Raw genomic sequence first — 15,142 nt, 5'->3', positions numbered from 1 at the left:
GCAGCGGCGAATCAATCGAGCCGCCGTCGAGGCGACAATGGGTTTGGCGGCGGGCCCCGTCAACACGGGCTCCATGGAGGTCGTGCGTTAGGCTTTTGACAACCACGATCTGCTCAAATGCGAGGGAAACAACGGTAAGGGTAAGATCCGGCTGCCCCGATCGCCGTCGCGTCATTCCGGATGGGAGCACCGCATGCTCGTCGACCTTTTCCCGATGCGCCGCGCGCTCGGTATCATCATCGCCGCGCTGAGCCTCGCCTATGCCGTGGCGACGCCGGCCCGCGCCGTCGAGAACGGCTACACGGTGAACGAGATCGTCGACGAGGGCCACCGCTTCTTCGGCGCCACGTCGGGCGGACTGGCGAGCGTCATCGAGAAGGCGTTCCAGCAGTATGGCCTGCCGAACGGCTACATCCTCGGCGAGGAAGCCTCCGGCGCCTTCATCGGCGGCCTGCGCTTCGGCGAGGGCACGCTGTTCACCAAGAACGCGGGCGAGCACCGGGTGTTCTGGCAGGGTCCCTCGCTCGGCCTCGACGTCGGCGGCGACGGCGCCCGCACCATGATGCTGGTCTACAACCTGCCGTCCGTCGAGGCCGTCTACGGCCGCTTCGGCGGCGTGACCGGCAGCGCCTATCTCGTCGGCGGCGTCGGCATGACCATGCTGAAGCTCAACGACATCACGATCGTCCCGGTGAAGACCGGTGTCGGCGCCCGGCTCGGCTTCAATCTCGGGTATCTGAAGATCACCCCGATGCCGACCTGGAACCCGTTCTGACGGTCAGGCGTCGCAGAAGGGCCGCTCCGGCAGCGGTTTGCGCCGTGCGGCGCCGAGGTCACGTGCCTTCGGCGCCCCGACGCGCTACATGAGGGTCGCCTGTTTCCCCGACCGCCCAGGATGCCATGATCGCGACCGCCCTCACCTTCTCCTTCGGCGTGCTGCTGGCGGTCTTCGCGGCACTGCTCCTCGCGCCCGTCCTGTGGCGCAAGGCCCAGCGGCTCGCCTGGCGCGAGTTCGAGGCGACCATTCCGACCACCGCGAACGAGCTGCGGGCGGAGGCCGATCAGGTGCGCGCGGAGGCCGCCCTGTGGATCCGGCGACAGGAGGTGCTGCTCGGGGAACGCGAGGCTCGGGCGGCGCGGGAGCGGGCCGAGGCCGGCCGGATCGCGATCGAGAACGCCGAGCTTCGAAGCCGCTCGCGCACGGCTGACGAGCGGGCGAGCGAGGCGGACCGGCAGGCGCGCGAGATCGAGACACGTCTGCGGCGCATCGAGGACGAGAACGACGGTCTGCGCGCCGCGCTGGAGAGCACCCGTCACGACCTGTCGCTGCGGGTCGAAGAGATGGACGCGCTCGCCGGGCGCTATCGCGAGCTCGGCGGCATCGCTGAAGAGCGCAAGGTTCAGCTCGCGGCGGCAGAGGCCAAGATCGAGCGCCTGTCGGACACGCTGCGCGCGACCGAGAAGCGCGGGCGGGACCTGCAGAACACGATCGAGCGGACACGCTCGGAAACGGCGACGATGGACGGCCAGCTGCAGCGGGAAAAGGACCAGACGACGGCGCTGAACGAGCGCCTGTCGCGGATCACCGCGCGGCTCGCCGACCGGGAGGACGAGATCGCCGCCTTCAAGCGGCGCCAGGCCGTGTCGCTGGCCGATGCGCCGATCGCCCCGCCCGCGGCGGCACCGACGGCCGCAGCCTTGGCGGCCAAGCCCGGCCGGCCTTCGACGCCCGGCGCCGTTCCGCACGAGGCTCCCGCCCGTGAAGCCAAGCCGAAGGCCGCGACGGCCGCGGCCCCGGCACAGACGAGACCCGACCTCGCGTTCGAGCCGATCCTGCCGGACATGAGCGAGGGCGAGATCCGCCAGCGGATCAGCGACATCGCCGCCCGCGTGATCCGCATCACCGCAGAGGCCGAGGGCCCGGATTCCGAGGCGCTCCGGCTGATCGAGGCGGCGCCGGTCTCGCCCAAGGGAGCGGACGAAGCCTCCGCGAGCCTCGCCGACCGGGTCCGCCAGTTGATGCGCGAGGACGGACGTGCCGGACCTGTCACCCGTCAGGCAGGCGGCGCCCGCGAATAGAGATGATGCAGCGCGACCGCTGCGGCCGTCGCCACGTTCAGGCTGTCGAGGCCGGGCGCCATCTCGATGCGCAGCGTCTCCATGCCGGACATCACCGGGCCGGGCAGTCCCGGTCCCTCGGCGCCCAGAAACAGCGCGACCGCTCCGTCGCCGCGCTCGAGCGAGCCGAGCGGCGTCGCACCGCGGGGCGTCAGGGCAAGACACCGGAATCCGAGACCCGCGAGCGTCGCCGCATGCGCTTCGGCCGTCCCGCCGCGCGACCAGGGCAGGCTGAGGACGGTGCCGACCGAGACGCGCAGAGCCTTGCGGTAGAGCGGGTCGCAGGCGGTCTCGTCGAGCAGCACGGCGCTGACGCCGAACGCGGCCGCGTTGCGGAAGATCGCGCCGACATTGTCGTGGTTGGCGATCCCGACCGCGAGGAGGACGAGGCCCCCGCTTGCCGCAAGACGTGGCAGGAGCGCCGCGTCCTCGACAGGGGCCCGACGCTCGCCATGCGCCAGCACGCCCCGGTGCATGGGAAAGCCGGCAATGGCGTCGATCACCGGACGCTCCGCGACGTAGACCGGCACGTCGCGGGGCACCTGGAGCAGCCTGTCACGCAGTCCGTCGAGCCGGTTGCGCAGGACGAGCAGCGCGGTCGGCCGGAAGCGCTCGGAGGCGAGAAAGTGGTCGAGCACCACGGTGCCTTCGGCGATGAAGCCTTCGCGCCCGACGATGTCGCGCTCCCGCACGTCGCGGAAGACGGCGATGCGCGGGTCGCCCGGATCCTCGATGGGGATGAGCCCGCTCATCTCGGGCCGGCCTCCCTCGGACATGCGGCAGCGACGATGCGGCCCGCGCCACGCAGGAGCAGGGCTCGCCGGGCAGCGGTGACGATGATCGAGAGAAGAGGATGACTGGTACGCCCAAGGGGAATCGAACCCCTGTTTGCGCCGTGAGAGGGCGCCGTCCTGACCGCTAGACGATGGGCGCTGACCAGTGGTGGCCGATATAATCGGGCCATCCGGCGAAGGCAAGGACTTTTCTGCCGCCGTCCGGGATCGCGCGAGGTCACGGGCGGCGGAGGGTGTAGCGGGCTGCGACCGCCCCCGTGGCAAGGTCGATCACCAGGAGCCGCTCGTCCGCTCCCTCCCCCACCAGTGCCAGAGCACGATCGCCATCGAGCGCGATCTGCCGGATCGCACCTGCGACCGGCAGATCGATCGCGGCTTCGGCCGGGAGCGCCTTCGTCTCAGCCTCGGTGCGATCGGCCGGCGCCGGCCGGTTGACCTTGTAGACAATCGCCCCGAGCACGGCCATAACGCCGAAGATCAGCGTCCCGACCGACACGGCCAGGAGCCGGAGCATCTTGCGCCGCAGGCGCTCGGCGGCGGGGTCGAGCGGCGCTTCCGGCTCGTCGTCGATCGTCATCATCCAGCCATTCAGGGGATTTCACATCGACACGGCTCCTACAAGCGAAGACGAGAGCGAGGCAAGCGCCTTCACCGTCGACGAGGCCGCCTCCGGTACGCGGCTCGACCAGTTCCTGACCGCGGCGCTCACCGGCGCACTGTCGCGCAGCCGCGTCCAGGCGCTGATCGAGGGCGGCTCGGTGACGATCGGCGGCACACCGGTCCTGTCGCCCAAGCGCAAGGTCGCCGTCGGCGAGACGATCGAGATCGCGCTGCCCGAGCCGGAGCTCGCCGAGCCCGAGCCGGAGGACATCCCGCTCGACGTCCTCTACGAAGACGGCGCGCTGGTCGTGCTCCACAAGCCGGCGGGTCTCGTGGTCCATCCCGGCGCCGGCAATCCGCGCGGCACGCTCGTCAACGCCCTCCTCTTCCACTGCGGCGCGACGCTGGCCGGAATCGGCGGCGTGCGGCGGCCGGGGCTGGTCCACCGCCTCGACAAGGACACCAGCGGCGTGATGGTCGTCGCCAAGACCGAGACCGCCCACCGGGCGCTGTCGCAGCAGTTCGCCGCGCACGGCCGCGACGGCCGGCTGGAGCGTGGCTATCTCGCGCTGGTTTGGGGCCAGCTCCCGCGCCGCAACGGCACCGTCGACGCGCCGCTCGGGCGCGCCGGGCAGGACCGGACGAAGCGCGCGGTGGTCTCGGCGGACCGGCCGGACGCGCGCGAGGCGATCACCCACTTCACCGTGCGTGAGGTGCTGGGAACCGCCGACGTGCCGGTCTCGCTCGTCGAATGCGAACTGGAAACCGGCCGCACGCATCAGATCCGGGTGCACATGGCCCATCTCGGCCATCCGCTGGTCGGGGACCCGCTTTACGGCGCGGGGTTCAGGACCAAGACCAGGCGGCTGCCCGAGCCGGCGGCGGCGGTGATCGACCGCTTCGAGCGGCAGGCCCTCCACGCCTTCAGGCTCGGCTTCCAGCACCCGGTGAGCGGTGAGGCTCTGCTGTTCGAGCGCGACCCGCCGGGCGACATGCTGGAACTTCTCGACGCACTGCGCGTTTGAAGACCTGATGGGCGATGATCGTCCGCGGCCGGCAGGATCTGTCCTGAGGCGGCTGCACACGTTTGCGTGTGCCCCGTTTTCCGTCGTGTAATCCCACGTTCTCATCCCCATATGAGGTGTAGCGCGCTGCGGCTTTTTGAGCGTTGCGCGTCTAGGCCGGCTTTCGAAGCGGTCGAAGATCGAGTGAATGGAGGGGCAAGTCATGGCCCAAGCCAACCTTCCGAGCATTGCCTCGGGTGAAGGCGGCCTCAGCCGCTATCTGGACGAAATCCGCCGGTTCCCGATGCTGGAGCCGCAAGAAGAGTACATGCTGGCCAAGCGCTATGCCGAGCACGAGGATCGTGCCGCGGCGCACCGGCTGGTGACCAGCCACCTGCGTCTCGTCGCGAAGATCGCGATGGGCTATCGCGGCTACGGCCTGCCGATCGGCGAGGTCATATCCGAGGGGAACGTCGGGCTGATGCAGGCCGTAAAGCGCTTCGATCCGGAGCGGGGCTTCCGCCTGGCGACCTACGCGATGTGGTGGATCAAGGCCGCGATCCAGGAATATATCCTGCGCTCGTGGAGCCTCGTGAAGATGGGCACCACGGCCAATCAGAAGCGCCTGTTCTTCAACCTGCGCAAGATGAAGAGCCGCATCCAGGCGCTCGACGAGGGCGATCTGCGGCCGGACCAGGTCGAGCAGATCGCGACGACGCTCGGTGTGTCCGAGGACGAAGTGGTCTCGATGAACCGCCGCCTGTCGGGCGATGCCTCTCTGAATGCGCCGATCCGCGCGACCGAGGGCGAGTCCGGCGAATGGCAGGACTGGCTCGTCGATCAATCGGAAAGCCAGGAAGAGACACTCGTCCAGCAGGACGAGCTGGAGCAGCGTCGCGGCATGCTGCAGCAGGCCATGGACGTGCTGAACGACCGCGAGCGGCGGATCTTCCAGGCCCGTCGCCTCGCCGAGGATCCGCTGACGCTCGAGGAGCTGTCCGGCGAGTTCGACATCAGCCGCGAGCGGGTGCGCCAGATCGAGGTGCGCGCGTTCGAGAAGGTTCAGAAGGCGGTGCGGGACAGCGCCGAGGCCGCGCGACGCGCGCTTCGGCCGGTGGCGCACGCCGAGGCCTGAGCGCTCGCGCGCCTCACGCAGAGCTTGAACGAGAAAGGCCCGGATCGGTGATCCGGGCCTTTCGTTTTGGACGGCCTTCTAGAATTTCCAGGCACTTGCGGTCACGTCTTCGCCTTCCAGGCGCTGATCGCCTGCTCGAACACCCGATCGCCGGGAAGGCCCTTCTCGATCGACAGCAGCGCCCGGCGTCCGTTCGAGTAGGCGACGGGGATGTCGATCCACTCCTGCTTCATCAAGAGGTCGAGGTTGGTGTCGGTCGCCTGCTGCAGGTTGTTGAGGGCGATGATGAAGAAGCCATCCGAAATCTTCCCCGCCACCCCGATCAGCGGCTCGCCCCGTGCCTGCTCGGTCGGCTTCAGCGCCAGGCGCTGGACGTTGGCGATCTCGCCACCCTGGAAGTTCGGCGGCACTTCGAAGCTGAGCTCGATGACGTGGCTCGCCGGCAGCGTGACATCCGAATTGCGCCGGATCGTCATCGTCATCTTCAGGTTTTCGTCCGGCACGTCGGCGACGGCATGGATCGCCGGCTCGGGCGGCTGCCCCTCGGCTGGCGCCTCGTTGACGAGGGTCCAGACGACGTTGCCGGTCTGCTGCGTCGCCGGCTCGCTGTTCGAGCGCTCCTCGTAGAATACCGCGCGCTGGCCGACGGCGATCGACGCCGGGCCCTGCTGCGGCTGCAGCGCGGCGGTCTGCTGCTGGGCATTGCCTGCCGCTGGTGCAGCGGGTGCCTCGGCCGGCGCGCCCGTCGCCGCGGTATCGGGCGTCACCGTGCCGGCGTCTGGGGCGGCAGCCGCGGCCGGCTGGTCCTCCGGCACCGGAGAGGCCTCGGCGACCTCCGTGCCTTCGTCGAAATCGTTGGTGACGGGCTTCGCCGGCCCTGCATCGACCTCCGAACCGTCCGCGAGCAAGCGCTGCGTGAAGCGGCGGCGTGGCTCGGGTGCGGCCGCAGCGCTTGCCGGCGCCGCGGTCCCGGTATGCGCGCCATCGGCTGGCGCGGACGGCTGTGCGGCAGGCGGTGCCGAAGCGACCTGCGTGTCGGTGGAGGTCGCGGGCGTCGTCGCTGCCGGCGTGGCCGGCGCAGTATCTGCCACCGGAGCCGGCGACGGCGACGCACTCCCCGTGCCGTTCAGCAGCGCCTGCAGGTCGTCGCGATAGATCCAGCCGACGGCGGCGCCGCCGCCCAGCAACAGCACGAGAGCGCTCGCCGCCAGGAGCGGCACGCGCGAGCGGCGGCCGACGCGGCGCGCTGGCGCATAGCGCGGCGCTTCGACATCGGCAGCGGGCAGACCCACCGCCTCGTAGGGATCGACATAGCCGGTCGCCTCGTCGTCTTCGCCGCCGTCCTCGGGCACGAAGCCGTGCTCCTGCGCCCCATAGGCTTCGGCCGGTCGCTCGTCGTCGAGCTCCACCGGCTCGAACACCGGCTCGCGGCGGACCGGCGGCGCAGGTCGCGCATCCGGCACGCTTGCCGGCGGGAGCTTGGAGACCGGGCCGACGGGCGGCGGCATCGCGGGCGCCGCAGCCGTGCCCGGCGCGAGCCGCGCCGCAGGCGCGCGGGGGGCTGCAGCCGGCGACACGGTCGGCGGCATGGGCGGCGTCGGGCCGGGACGCGGCGAAGCGGGCGGCGCGGCTGTGGAGGCGGAAGGAGCCTGTCCCGCGGGCTGCGGCGCTGCAACCGGCGCCGGTCGGGCATGGGTCTGGCTCGGTGCCGCGGCGGCAGGCGGCGGCGCCGGACGCAGGGGCGCGTCGGCCCGCGGCGGCAGCGGCGAGGAAGCCGGCTGCAGCGGCGCCCCTCCCGGCGGCAAGGTCGGCGTGGCGCGCGGCGGAGACGGGCGCGGCGGAGCCGGACGCGGGAGTTCAGCGGCAGGCTGCGCGCGTGGCGCGGCAGCAGGCGCGGCGGCGGCCGGAGGCGCGGCTGGCGCCGGACGATCGGCCGCGGGCGGCGGCGGCGCGGGACGCGTGGCCTGCGGTGGAGCGGCCGGCGGTGTGGCGCGGGGCGGAGCGGCAGGCACGGGTGCCGGCGCGGCGGAGGCGGCCTCCGGCGCAGTGTCTTCGGCCGACGGGGACTCGAGCCCGGTGTAGTGCGACTCGGTGCGTGCGATCGCGTCTTCCAGTGCGCCGCGCCGCGCCGCGACCACGTCTTCGCCGAGCGGCGGATCGGCGGTTTCGATCTGGCGCACGATCGCCGCGCGCGCCTTCTCGTACACCTTCTCGCGCAGCGCCGGAGTCTGGCGCGGCAGTCCGTCGATCGTTTTACGCAGAACTGCGCTCAAATCGGCCATGGAACGACGTCACTCGCTGATCTGAAGCTTCCGCCCAACTGGATCGATCCAGCTTTCACTTGGTTACCGGGATGTCTAGTCTTGAAACGGATCGCGAACAAGAATCGTGTCATCTCTCTCAGGCGAGGTGGACAAAAGCGTGACCGGCGCGCCCACCAGCTCCTCTATGTGCCTGACATACTTGACCGCTTGCGCCGGCAGCTCGCTCCAGCGACGGGCGCCGGCGGTGGTCGCCTTCCAGCCTTCCAGCGTCTCGTAGACCGGCTCGACCTCGAGCTGCGCCTTGCCGTTCGCGGGCAGCGAGTCGATCACTTCGCCGTTCAGCCTGTAGCCGACGCAGATCTTGATCTCGTCCAGCCCGTCGAGAACGTCGAGCTTGGTGAGCGCGAGGCCGTGCACGCCGTTGACTGCGACCGCCTGGCGCACGAGCACGGCGTCGAACCAGCCGCACCGACGCTTGCGCCCCGTGACGGTTCCGAACTCGTGACCCCGCTCTCCGAGGAAGGTGCCGATCTCGTTCTCCTGCTCGGTCGGAAACGGGCCGCCGCCCACCCGGGTCGTGTAGGCCTTGGTGATCCCGAGCACGAAGCCGATGCTCTGGGGGCCGAGGCCGGAGCCCGCCGCAGCCTGTCCGGCCACGGTGTTGGACGAGGTGACGAACGGATAGGTGCCGTGGTCGATGTCGAGCATCGTGCCCTGGGCGCCCTCGAACAGGATCCGGTCTCCGGCACGACGCCGCTCGTCGAGAAGCTTCCAGACGCGATCGACATAAGGGGTCACCTCGCCGGCGACCGAGGTCAGCTCGTCCAGGATCGCCCCAGCGTCGATCTCGGGCTGGCCGAGGCCGCGACGCAGCGGGTTGTGGTGCGCGAGCAGCCGCTCGATCCGCTCCGGCAGCCCGTCGGCGTCGGCGAGATCCATGACGCGGATCGCGCGCCGGCCGACCTTGTCCTCGTAGGCCGGGCCGATGCCGCGTCCGGTGGTGCCGATCTTGGTGCCGGTGCTGGCGCCCTCGCGGATGGCGTCGAGCTCACGGTGGAGCGACAGGATCAGCGCCGCGTTGTCGGCGATGCGCAGCGTCTGCGGCGTGATGGCGACGCCCTGCTCGCCGAGCCGCTTCTTCTCGGCGACGAAGGCGTGCGGGTCGAACACGACGCCGTTGCCGATCACCGACAGCTTGCCTTGGCGCACGACGCCGGACGGCATCAGCGAGAGCTTGTAGGATACGCCCTCCACCACCAGCGTATGGCCGGCATTGTGGCCGCCCTGAAAGCGCACCACCACGTCGGCACGCTCGGACAGCCAGTCGACGATCTTGCCCTTGCCCTCGTCGCCCCACTGCGACCCGATGACGACGACGTTTGCCATTGATACTCCGGTTTGGCTTCGCGCGCTCCCTCACGCGGAACAGCGACACTTATAGAGATTCGTCAAGCATTCGGCGACCCCGCCACGGTCCTGCGGGCGCCGCGACCGCCGCGGCGAGGGGCCGCGCGCGCTTCCGCATTCGCCGGAAAGCCTCTACAGGGCGGGCATGCTGCGCATTCTTTCCCACCCTTACCTTCTCCTGATGGCCACCACGCTGTTCTGGAGCGGCAATTCCATCGCCGCGAAGATCGCGGTGCCGCACGTGTCGCCGATGGTGGTCAACAGCCTGCGCTGGCTGATCGCCGTTCTCGTGCTCCTGCCCTTCGCCCTGCCGCACCTGAAGCGCGACGCGGCGCGCCTGCGCCACAGGCTGGTCTTCATGCTGCTGCTCGGGGCCATCGGCTTCTCCGGCTTTGCCGGCCTGCTCTATCTCGCCGTCCACTACACCACCGCGATCAACGTCATGATCGAGCAGTCGGCGATGCCGCTCGTCGTCTTTGCCGGGAGCTTCCTTCTCTTCGGCACGCGGGTGAGCGCCTGGCAGATCGCCGGCTTCCTGCTGACGCTGATCGGCGTGGCGCTGACGGCCGCGCATGGAGACCTTGCGACGCTGGTCGCGCTCGACTTCAACTTCGGCGACGCGCTGATGATGATCGCGGTCCTCTGCTATGGCTCCTACACCCTGCTCCTGCGGCTGAAGCCGGAGGTGCACTGGCTGTCGACCATCTTCGTGCTGAATGTGGGCGGGCTGGTCGGTTCACTGCCGCTGCTCGGATGGGAGTGGCAGTCGGGCGCCGTACAGATGCCGGACGCGGCGGGCCTTGCCGCGGTCCTCTACATGGCGCTGTTCGCCTCGGTCATCTCGCAGACGCTCTACATCCGAGGCATCGAGGCGATCGGGCCGAACCGGGCGGGACTGTTCGTCAACCTCATCCCGATCTTCGGCGCGCTGCTGGCGATCGTCCTCCTCGGCGAGGAACTGCATCTCTATCACGTTGCGGCGCTCGCCTGCATCCTGGGCGGGATCGCGCTGGCGGAGCGTCGCGCGCTCAAGCCCGCTCCGGCCGGCGCGACCTGACGAGCGCCGGCGCCGCGTCGAGGCACGGCGCCAGCCCCTATCGCATCAGATCTCGAACTCGAGCGGCTTCGCCTGCCCGATCGAAGGCAGCGCGCGCACCTCGTCGAGGAACGCCTCGCTCAGCGGACCATCGAGGTAGAGGAGCGCGATCGCATCGCCGCCTTCGACGTCGCGGCCGAGATGGAAGTTCGCGATGTTGACGCCGTTCTTGCCGAAGGTGGTGCCGAGCGAGCCGATGACGCCCGGCACGTCCTTGTTGGCCGTGTAGAGCATGTAGCGGCCAACCTCGGCCTCCATGTTGATGCCCTTGATCTGGATGAAGCGCGGCTTGCCGTCCGAGAAGCAGGTGCCGGCGATCGAGCGCGTCTGCCCGGCCGTCTTCACCGTCACGCGGATATAGCCGTCGAACACGCCCGACTTGTCGCGCCGGACCTCGGAGATCATGATGCCGCGCTCCTTGGCCATCAGCGGCGCCGAGACCATGTTGACGGTCTGCACCGAGGGCTTCAGCAGGCCGGCGATCGCCGCGCTCGTCAGCGCCTTGGTGTTCATGCCCGCCGGTGCGCCGTCATAGAGGATCTCGACCTCGCTGATCGCCGTCTCCGTCACCTGGCCGGCGAAGGAGCCGAGGATTTCGGCGAGCTTGACGTAGGGCGTCAGGATCGGCGCCTCTTCAGCGGTGATCGAGGGCATGTTCAGCGCGTTGGAGACCGCGCCATTGACGAGGTAGTCCGACATCTGCTCGGCCACCTGCAGCGCGACGTTCTCCTGCGCCTCCTCGGTGGATGCGCCGAGATGCGGCGTGCAGACGACGTTGGCGAGTCCGAAGAGCGGGCTTTCGGTCGCCGGCTCGGTCTCGAAGACGTCGATGCCGGCGCCGGCCACCTTGCCCGACTTCAGCGCATCGACGAGATCGGCCTCGACGACGAGGCCGCCGCGCGCGCAGTTGATGATGCGCACACCGTCCTTCATCGTCTCGATGGCCTTCGCGTCGATGATGCCGCGGGTCTTGTCGGTCAGCGGCGTGTGCAGCGTGATGAAGTCGGCCCGGGCGAAGAGATCGGCGAGTTCCACCTTCTCGACGCCGAGATGGGCGGCGCGCTCGCTAGACAGGAAGGGATCGAAGGCGACCACCTTCATCTTCAGGCCGAGGCCGCGGCTCGCCACGATCGAGCCGATATTGCCGCAGCCGACCACACCCAGCGTCTTGCCGGTGATCTCGACGCCCATGAAGCGGTTCTTCTCCCACTTGCCGGCCTGGGTCGAGGCATCGGCGGCGGGCAGTTCGCGGGCGAGCGCGAACATCAGCGCGATGGCGTGCTCGGCGGTCGTGATCGAGTTGCCGAAGGGCGTGTTCATCACCACGATGCCCTTGCGCGACGCGGCCGGGATGTCGACGTTGTCGACGCCGATGCCGGCGCGGCCGACCACCTTCAGGCGGCTCGCCGCCTCGATCACCTTCTCGGTGACCTTGGTGGCCGAGCGGATGGCGAGGCCGTCATACTGGCCGATGACCTCGAGCAGCTTCTCCTTGTCCTTGCCGAGGTCGGGCAGATAGTCGACCTCGACGCCGCGGTCCTTGAAGATCTGGACGGCGGTGGGCGAGAGCTTGTCGGAAACGAGAACGCGGGGTGCCATGACTGTGGTCCTTCTGCGGGCGACGGGCCGAAGCTCCACGTCGCAGGAAAAACGTGTTCGATCCCTTCGGCCGTCATCCCGGCCTTGAGCCGGGATGCATGCCTCGCCGTTTTCGGCGGGCAATCCGGCCGAGAAGAACGATCCCTCGACCCGATCGGAACAGGATCGGCGATCTGGAATGGATCCCGGCTCGAGGCCGGGATGACGCCGGTGTGGAGAATTCGGCAACGCCTGCTCCGGCGCTGCCTGTTCAGGCGCTTGAGGAGACTGATACCGCTGCGTCGGACAGGATGCCTGCCACCATCCGCGGGATCGCCGCCTTCCGCCTGCTCCGATCGGCAAAGCCGGAAGCGGGCATCAGGCCGCCTGCGCGAGGGTCGCCTTCTGCGCCTCGTAGGCCCAGGCGAGCCAAGGCATCAGCGCCTCGAGATCGCTGGTCTCGACGGTCGCGCCGCACCAGATTCGAAGGCCGGCCGGCGCATCGCGATAGGCACCGATGTCGAGGGCGACGCCCTCCTTCTCGAGCACCGACGCGACGGCCTTGGCAAAGGCCGCCTGCCCGTCCTCGGGCAGCGCCGCGACGGCCGGATCGGTGAAGGTGAGGCAGACCGAGGTGTTCGACCGGATCTCCGGCGTCTTCGCCAGGAAGCCGAGCCAGCCATTCGCTTCGACGAAGCGCTCGATGACGGCGAGATTGGCATCGGCGCGACGCTTGAGTTCGGCGAGGCCGCCGATCCGCTTCGCCCAGGCGAGGCTGTCGAGATAGTCCTCGACGCAGAGCATCGACGGCGTGTTGATCGTCTCGCCCTTGAAGATGCCCTCGATCAGCTTGCCGCCCTTCACCATGCGGAAGATCTTCGGCAGCGGCCAGGCCGGCTTGTAGCTCTCCAGCCGCTCGACCGCTCGCGGGCTGAGGATCAGCATGCCGTGCGCCGCCTCGCCGCCCAGCACCTTCTGCCAGGAGAAGGTGACGACGTCGAGCTTGTCGAAGGGCAGGTCCTGCGCGAAGGCGGCCGAGGTCGCGTCGCAGATGGTCAGGCCCTGGCGCTCCGCGGGGATCGCGTCGCCGTTCGGCACGCGCACACCGGAGGTGGTGCCGTTCCAGGTGAAGACGACGTCGCGGTCGAAGTCGACGTCGGCGAAGTCGACGATCTCGCCGTAGGGCGCCTCGAGCGTGCGCGCGTCGGAGAGCTTCAGCTGCTTGACCGCGTCGGTCACCCAGCCGGCGCCGAAGGATTCCCAGGCGAGACAATCGACGCCACGCGCGCCGAGCAGCGACCACATCGCCATCTCGACCGCGCCCGTGTCCGACGCCGGTACGATGCCGATGCGATAGTCGGCCGGCACGCCGAGGATCTCGCGCGTCTCGTCGATCGCCTGTTGAAGCTTGGTCTTGCCGATCTTGGCCCGATGCGAGCGGCCGAGCGCCGCGTCCTGCAGAGCCTCAAGCGACCAGCCGGGTCGCTTGGCACAGGGGCCGGAGGAGAATCGGGGATTGGCCGGACGCACGTCCGGCTTTGCGGTCATAGCCATGAGCTACCCTTCCAGATAGAAGCTCCTCGTTGGGGAGGAGTGTCCCGCCGGCGCTGATACGCGAAGGCGAGTCCGGTGACAAGCGGCCTGTCCTTCAAACTGGCGGGGCGCGACATTACGCACCGGCCCCCGAGGAAGGGGCCGCGCCGCCGCCGCTCGTCGCGCGACTGCGTTCGTCGGGCGGCTCAGGCGGTCACGCCGGCCTTCTTGGCGAGGTAGCAGCCGGTGATCTTCCAGCTGCCGTCGGGCTGCTCTTCGACCGTGTACAGGGCGTCCCAGGCGACCCCATCGCCATCGACGATCTCGACCCGCTGGGCGAGACCGAGAGGGGTCTGCGCAAGGTCGCCAAAGCTGTGGGAGCGCGAGCGGTAGACCGGCGGATAGGCCTGCTCGACCAGCGCCATGAAAGCGTCGGGCGTCGGGAAACGCTGCTGGATGCTCGGCGCCGCGTACGACCAGGCCGCCGCTCCGTCATTGGAGCTGAACGCCTCCAGCTGTCGTTCGATCGCGGCGCGGATGGCGGCGTCGTCGGTGGGGCTCTGCGCCGCCGCGGCGAGCGGCATGATCAGGGCGAGAAGGAGGGCTGCGATCAGGCGCATGGAACTCTCCGGGGCTTGCACCCCGAAGAGACTAGATTACTGAGCCGCAAGTGCAACTGCCGCCACACGCCTCTTGAGGCACGGCAGGGCCGTCATCCTACCAGAGCGAGTAACGGATACCGGCCTGGATGCTGTGCCGATCGAACCCGTCGTCGGAGAGGCGAAGGTCACCGAAGGAGCCGAGATCGCCCTCCCCCACATGCGTATAGCGATAGCCGACGTCGAGCTGCAGATTCTGCGTCAAGCTGTAGGCGACGCCCGCCATCGCCGCGTAGGCGAAGCGCCAGTCGCCAGAGGCGTCTGCGCTGCCGTCGCAGGCATAGGCGGCCGCGCAGGACACGTCCTCCAGACGCAGGTTCACCGCGCCGGCGCCGCCGCCGATATAGGGCGTGAAGCCCGCGATGGTGCCGAGGTCGACATAGGCGTTGGCCATGACCTCCCAGGCCCGCAGCTTGCCGCCGACACCGCCGCCCGAGAAGTCGCCGGACAGGTCGCCGCGCCAGTAGCGCCCGGTGACGTCGGCGCGCAGCATGTCGGTGAAGTGATAGCCTGCGCCGACGCCGAAGTCCGGCGCGCCGTCGAGCTGCAGCGTCCCGTCGGATCGACCGAGCCCACCGTCGGCGGAGGCATCGACATCGCTCTTGAAGTCGTACGCCCCGTCGACGCGCAGGTACCAGGCGTTGCCGATCTCGACCGGAACGACCTCCGGGGCGTTTTCGTAGAGCGGGCTCTGCAGCAGGTCGGCGGCACCTGCCGGCGCCAGTGCGGATGCGGCCAGGAGACCGGCAAGGAGGAGTGTCTTGGTCGCGCGCATGCGATCAGCCTTTTAGCCTTGGTGACGACCGCAGCCTCGAATCGCCGCGCCCTGGGGAGACTGTCGAAGAAAAGGCTTAACGGACGCTTAACCCTGTTCGGTAAGGCGTCGTTAAGCCTGTGGCCGCAGTTGCCCGTCCGGGGGCACCGGCCGCAGACGGAGACCCCTGAAACGGAAAC

The 15,142-nt window shown here is 69.4% G+C and carries 13 protein-coding genes and 1 tRNA gene; 5 read left to right on the top strand and 9 right to left on the bottom strand.

Features of this window, described 5'->3' with window-relative positions; translation table 11 throughout:
* Positions 1 to 214: 214 nt before the first annotated feature.
* Positions 215 to 775 (top strand): DUF1134 domain-containing protein, encoded by a 561-nt coding sequence (locus NPA30_RS18945; RefSeq protein ID WP_256804302.1) that lies wholly within the window; start codon positions 215 to 217, stop codon positions 773 to 775.
* A gap of 125 nt (positions 776 to 900) precedes the next feature.
* Positions 901 to 2,079, top strand: a complete 1,179-nt coding sequence (locus tag NPA30_RS18940; RefSeq protein ID WP_256804292.1) for a hypothetical protein — start codon at positions 901 to 903, stop codon at positions 2,077 to 2,079.
* Here the strand turns inward: NPA30_RS18940 and NPA30_RS18935 are convergent.
* The 3 genes from NPA30_RS18935 to NPA30_RS18925 all read right to left on the bottom strand — a co-directional run bounded on the left by NPA30_RS18935 (position 2,055) and on the right by NPA30_RS18925 (position 3,426).
* Positions 2,055 to 2,870: a TrmH family RNA methyltransferase gene (locus NPA30_RS18935; protein ID WP_256804293.1), complete on the bottom strand. Its 816-nt coding sequence runs from the start codon at positions 2,868 to 2,870 to the stop codon at positions 2,055 to 2,057. The two genes, NPA30_RS18940 and NPA30_RS18935, sit on opposite strands and share 25 nt — an antisense overlap.
* A gap of 106 nt (positions 2,871 to 2,976) precedes the next feature.
* Positions 2,977 to 3,051, bottom strand: a tRNA-Glu gene (locus NPA30_RS18930).
* A gap of 78 nt (positions 3,052 to 3,129) precedes the next feature.
* Positions 3,130 to 3,426, bottom strand: coding sequence for a hypothetical protein (locus NPA30_RS18925; RefSeq protein WP_256804294.1), 297 nt, complete (start codon positions 3,424 to 3,426; stop codon positions 3,130 to 3,132).
* 88 nt (positions 3,427 to 3,514) lie between these two features.
* On the opposite strand from NPA30_RS18925, the gene NPA30_RS18920 reads away from it, so the two are divergent.
* Both NPA30_RS18920 and rpoH read left to right on the top strand, forming a co-directional pair.
* On the top strand, positions 3,515 to 4,537 hold the full coding sequence (locus NPA30_RS18920; RefSeq protein WP_256804303.1) for an RluA family pseudouridine synthase: 1,023 nt from the start codon (positions 3,515 to 3,517) through the stop codon (positions 4,535 to 4,537).
* 202 nt (positions 4,538 to 4,739) lie between these two features.
* Complete coding sequence (gene rpoH / locus NPA30_RS18915) at positions 4,740 to 5,651, top strand: RNA polymerase sigma factor RpoH (protein ID WP_256804295.1); 912 nt, start codon at positions 4,740 to 4,742, stop codon at positions 5,649 to 5,651.
* Between the two features lie 101 nt (positions 5,652 to 5,752).
* Here the strand turns inward: rpoH and NPA30_RS18910 are convergent, their stop codons facing one another.
* Both NPA30_RS18910 and NPA30_RS18905 read right to left on the bottom strand, forming a co-directional pair.
* A complete protein-coding gene (locus NPA30_RS18910) occupies positions 5,753 to 7,159 on the bottom strand; it encodes a hypothetical protein (RefSeq protein ID WP_256804296.1) in 1,407 nt (468 codons plus the stop codon).
* Between the two features lie 849 nt (positions 7,160 to 8,008).
* Positions 8,009 to 9,301, bottom strand: a complete 1,293-nt coding sequence (locus NPA30_RS18905; RefSeq protein WP_256804368.1) for an adenylosuccinate synthase — start codon at positions 9,299 to 9,301, stop codon at positions 8,009 to 8,011.
* A gap of 175 nt (positions 9,302 to 9,476) precedes the next feature.
* On the opposite strand from NPA30_RS18905, the gene NPA30_RS18900 reads away from it, so the two are divergent.
* Complete coding sequence (locus NPA30_RS18900; protein ID WP_372338862.1) at positions 9,477 to 10,379, top strand: DMT family transporter; 903 nt, start codon at positions 9,477 to 9,479, stop codon at positions 10,377 to 10,379.
* 45 nt (positions 10,380 to 10,424) lie between these two features.
* Here NPA30_RS18900 and serA read toward each other — a convergent pair whose 3' ends face one another.
* From serA to NPA30_RS18880, 4 genes are all read right to left on the bottom strand, one after another.
* Complete coding sequence (gene serA, locus NPA30_RS18895) at positions 10,425 to 12,017, bottom strand: phosphoglycerate dehydrogenase (protein ID WP_256804366.1); 1,593 nt, start codon at positions 12,015 to 12,017, stop codon at positions 10,425 to 10,427.
* A gap of 357 nt (positions 12,018 to 12,374) precedes the next feature.
* Complete coding sequence (locus NPA30_RS18890; protein ID WP_256804365.1) at positions 12,375 to 13,550, bottom strand: phosphoserine transaminase; 1,176 nt, start codon at positions 13,548 to 13,550, stop codon at positions 12,375 to 12,377.
* A 185-nt stretch (positions 13,551 to 13,735) separates the two neighbouring features.
* Positions 13,736 to 14,149 carry a DUF4864 domain-containing protein gene (locus NPA30_RS18885; RefSeq protein ID WP_256804364.1) on the bottom strand — a complete coding sequence of 138 codons (414 nt, stop codon included), beginning with the start codon at positions 14,147 to 14,149 and terminating at the stop codon, positions 13,736 to 13,738.
* A gap of 97 nt (positions 14,150 to 14,246) precedes the next feature.
* Positions 14,247 to 14,963 (bottom strand): outer membrane protein, encoded by a 717-nt coding sequence (locus tag NPA30_RS18880; protein WP_256804363.1) that lies wholly within the window; start codon positions 14,961 to 14,963, stop codon positions 14,247 to 14,249.
* Positions 14,964 to 15,142 lie beyond the last annotated feature (179 nt).

Source organism: Mangrovibrevibacter kandeliae (genome assembly GCF_024519155.1).
GTDB lineage: Bacteria > Pseudomonadota > Alphaproteobacteria > Rhizobiales > Rhizobiaceae > Mangrovibrevibacter > Mangrovibrevibacter kandeliae.
Note: the sequence above shows the minus strand (reverse complement) of the source record. Positions and strands in the feature narration are given on the sequence as shown.

Coding starts and splice junctions, on each gene's coding strand:
- NPA30_RS18945 (WP_256804302.1), top strand. CDS start 215: ATGCGCCGCGCGCTCGGTATCATCATCGCCGCGCTGAGCCTCGCCTAT.
- NPA30_RS18940 (WP_256804292.1), top strand. CDS start 901: ATGATCGCGACCGCCCTCACCTTCTCCTTCGGCGTGCTGCTGGCGGTC.
- NPA30_RS18935 (WP_256804293.1), bottom strand. CDS start 2,870: ATGAGCGGGCTCATCCCCATCGAGGATCCGGGCGACCCGCGCATCGCC.
- NPA30_RS18925 (WP_256804294.1), bottom strand. CDS start 3,426: ATGCTCCGGCTCCTGGCCGTGTCGGTCGGGACGCTGATCTTCGGCGTT.
- rpoH (WP_256804295.1), top strand. CDS start 4,740: ATGGCCCAAGCCAACCTTCCGAGCATTGCCTCGGGTGAAGGCGGCCTC.
- NPA30_RS18910 (WP_256804296.1), bottom strand. CDS start 7,159: ATGCCGCCGCCCGTCGGCCCGGTCTCCAAGCTCCCGCCGGCAAGCGTG.
- NPA30_RS18905 (WP_256804368.1), bottom strand. CDS start 9,301: ATGGCAAACGTCGTCGTCATCGGGTCGCAGTGGGGCGACGAGGGCAAG.
- serA (WP_256804366.1), bottom strand. CDS start 12,017: ATGGCACCCCGCGTTCTCGTTTCCGACAAGCTCTCGCCCACCGCCGTC.
- NPA30_RS18890 (WP_256804365.1), bottom strand. CDS start 13,550: ATGGCTATGACCGCAAAGCCGGACGTGCGTCCGGCCAATCCCCGATTC.
- NPA30_RS18885 (WP_256804364.1), bottom strand. CDS start 14,149: ATGCGCCTGATCGCAGCCCTCCTTCTCGCCCTGATCATGCCGCTCGCC.
- NPA30_RS18880 (WP_256804363.1), bottom strand. CDS start 14,963: ATGCGCGCGACCAAGACACTCCTCCTTGCCGGTCTCCTGGCCGCATCC.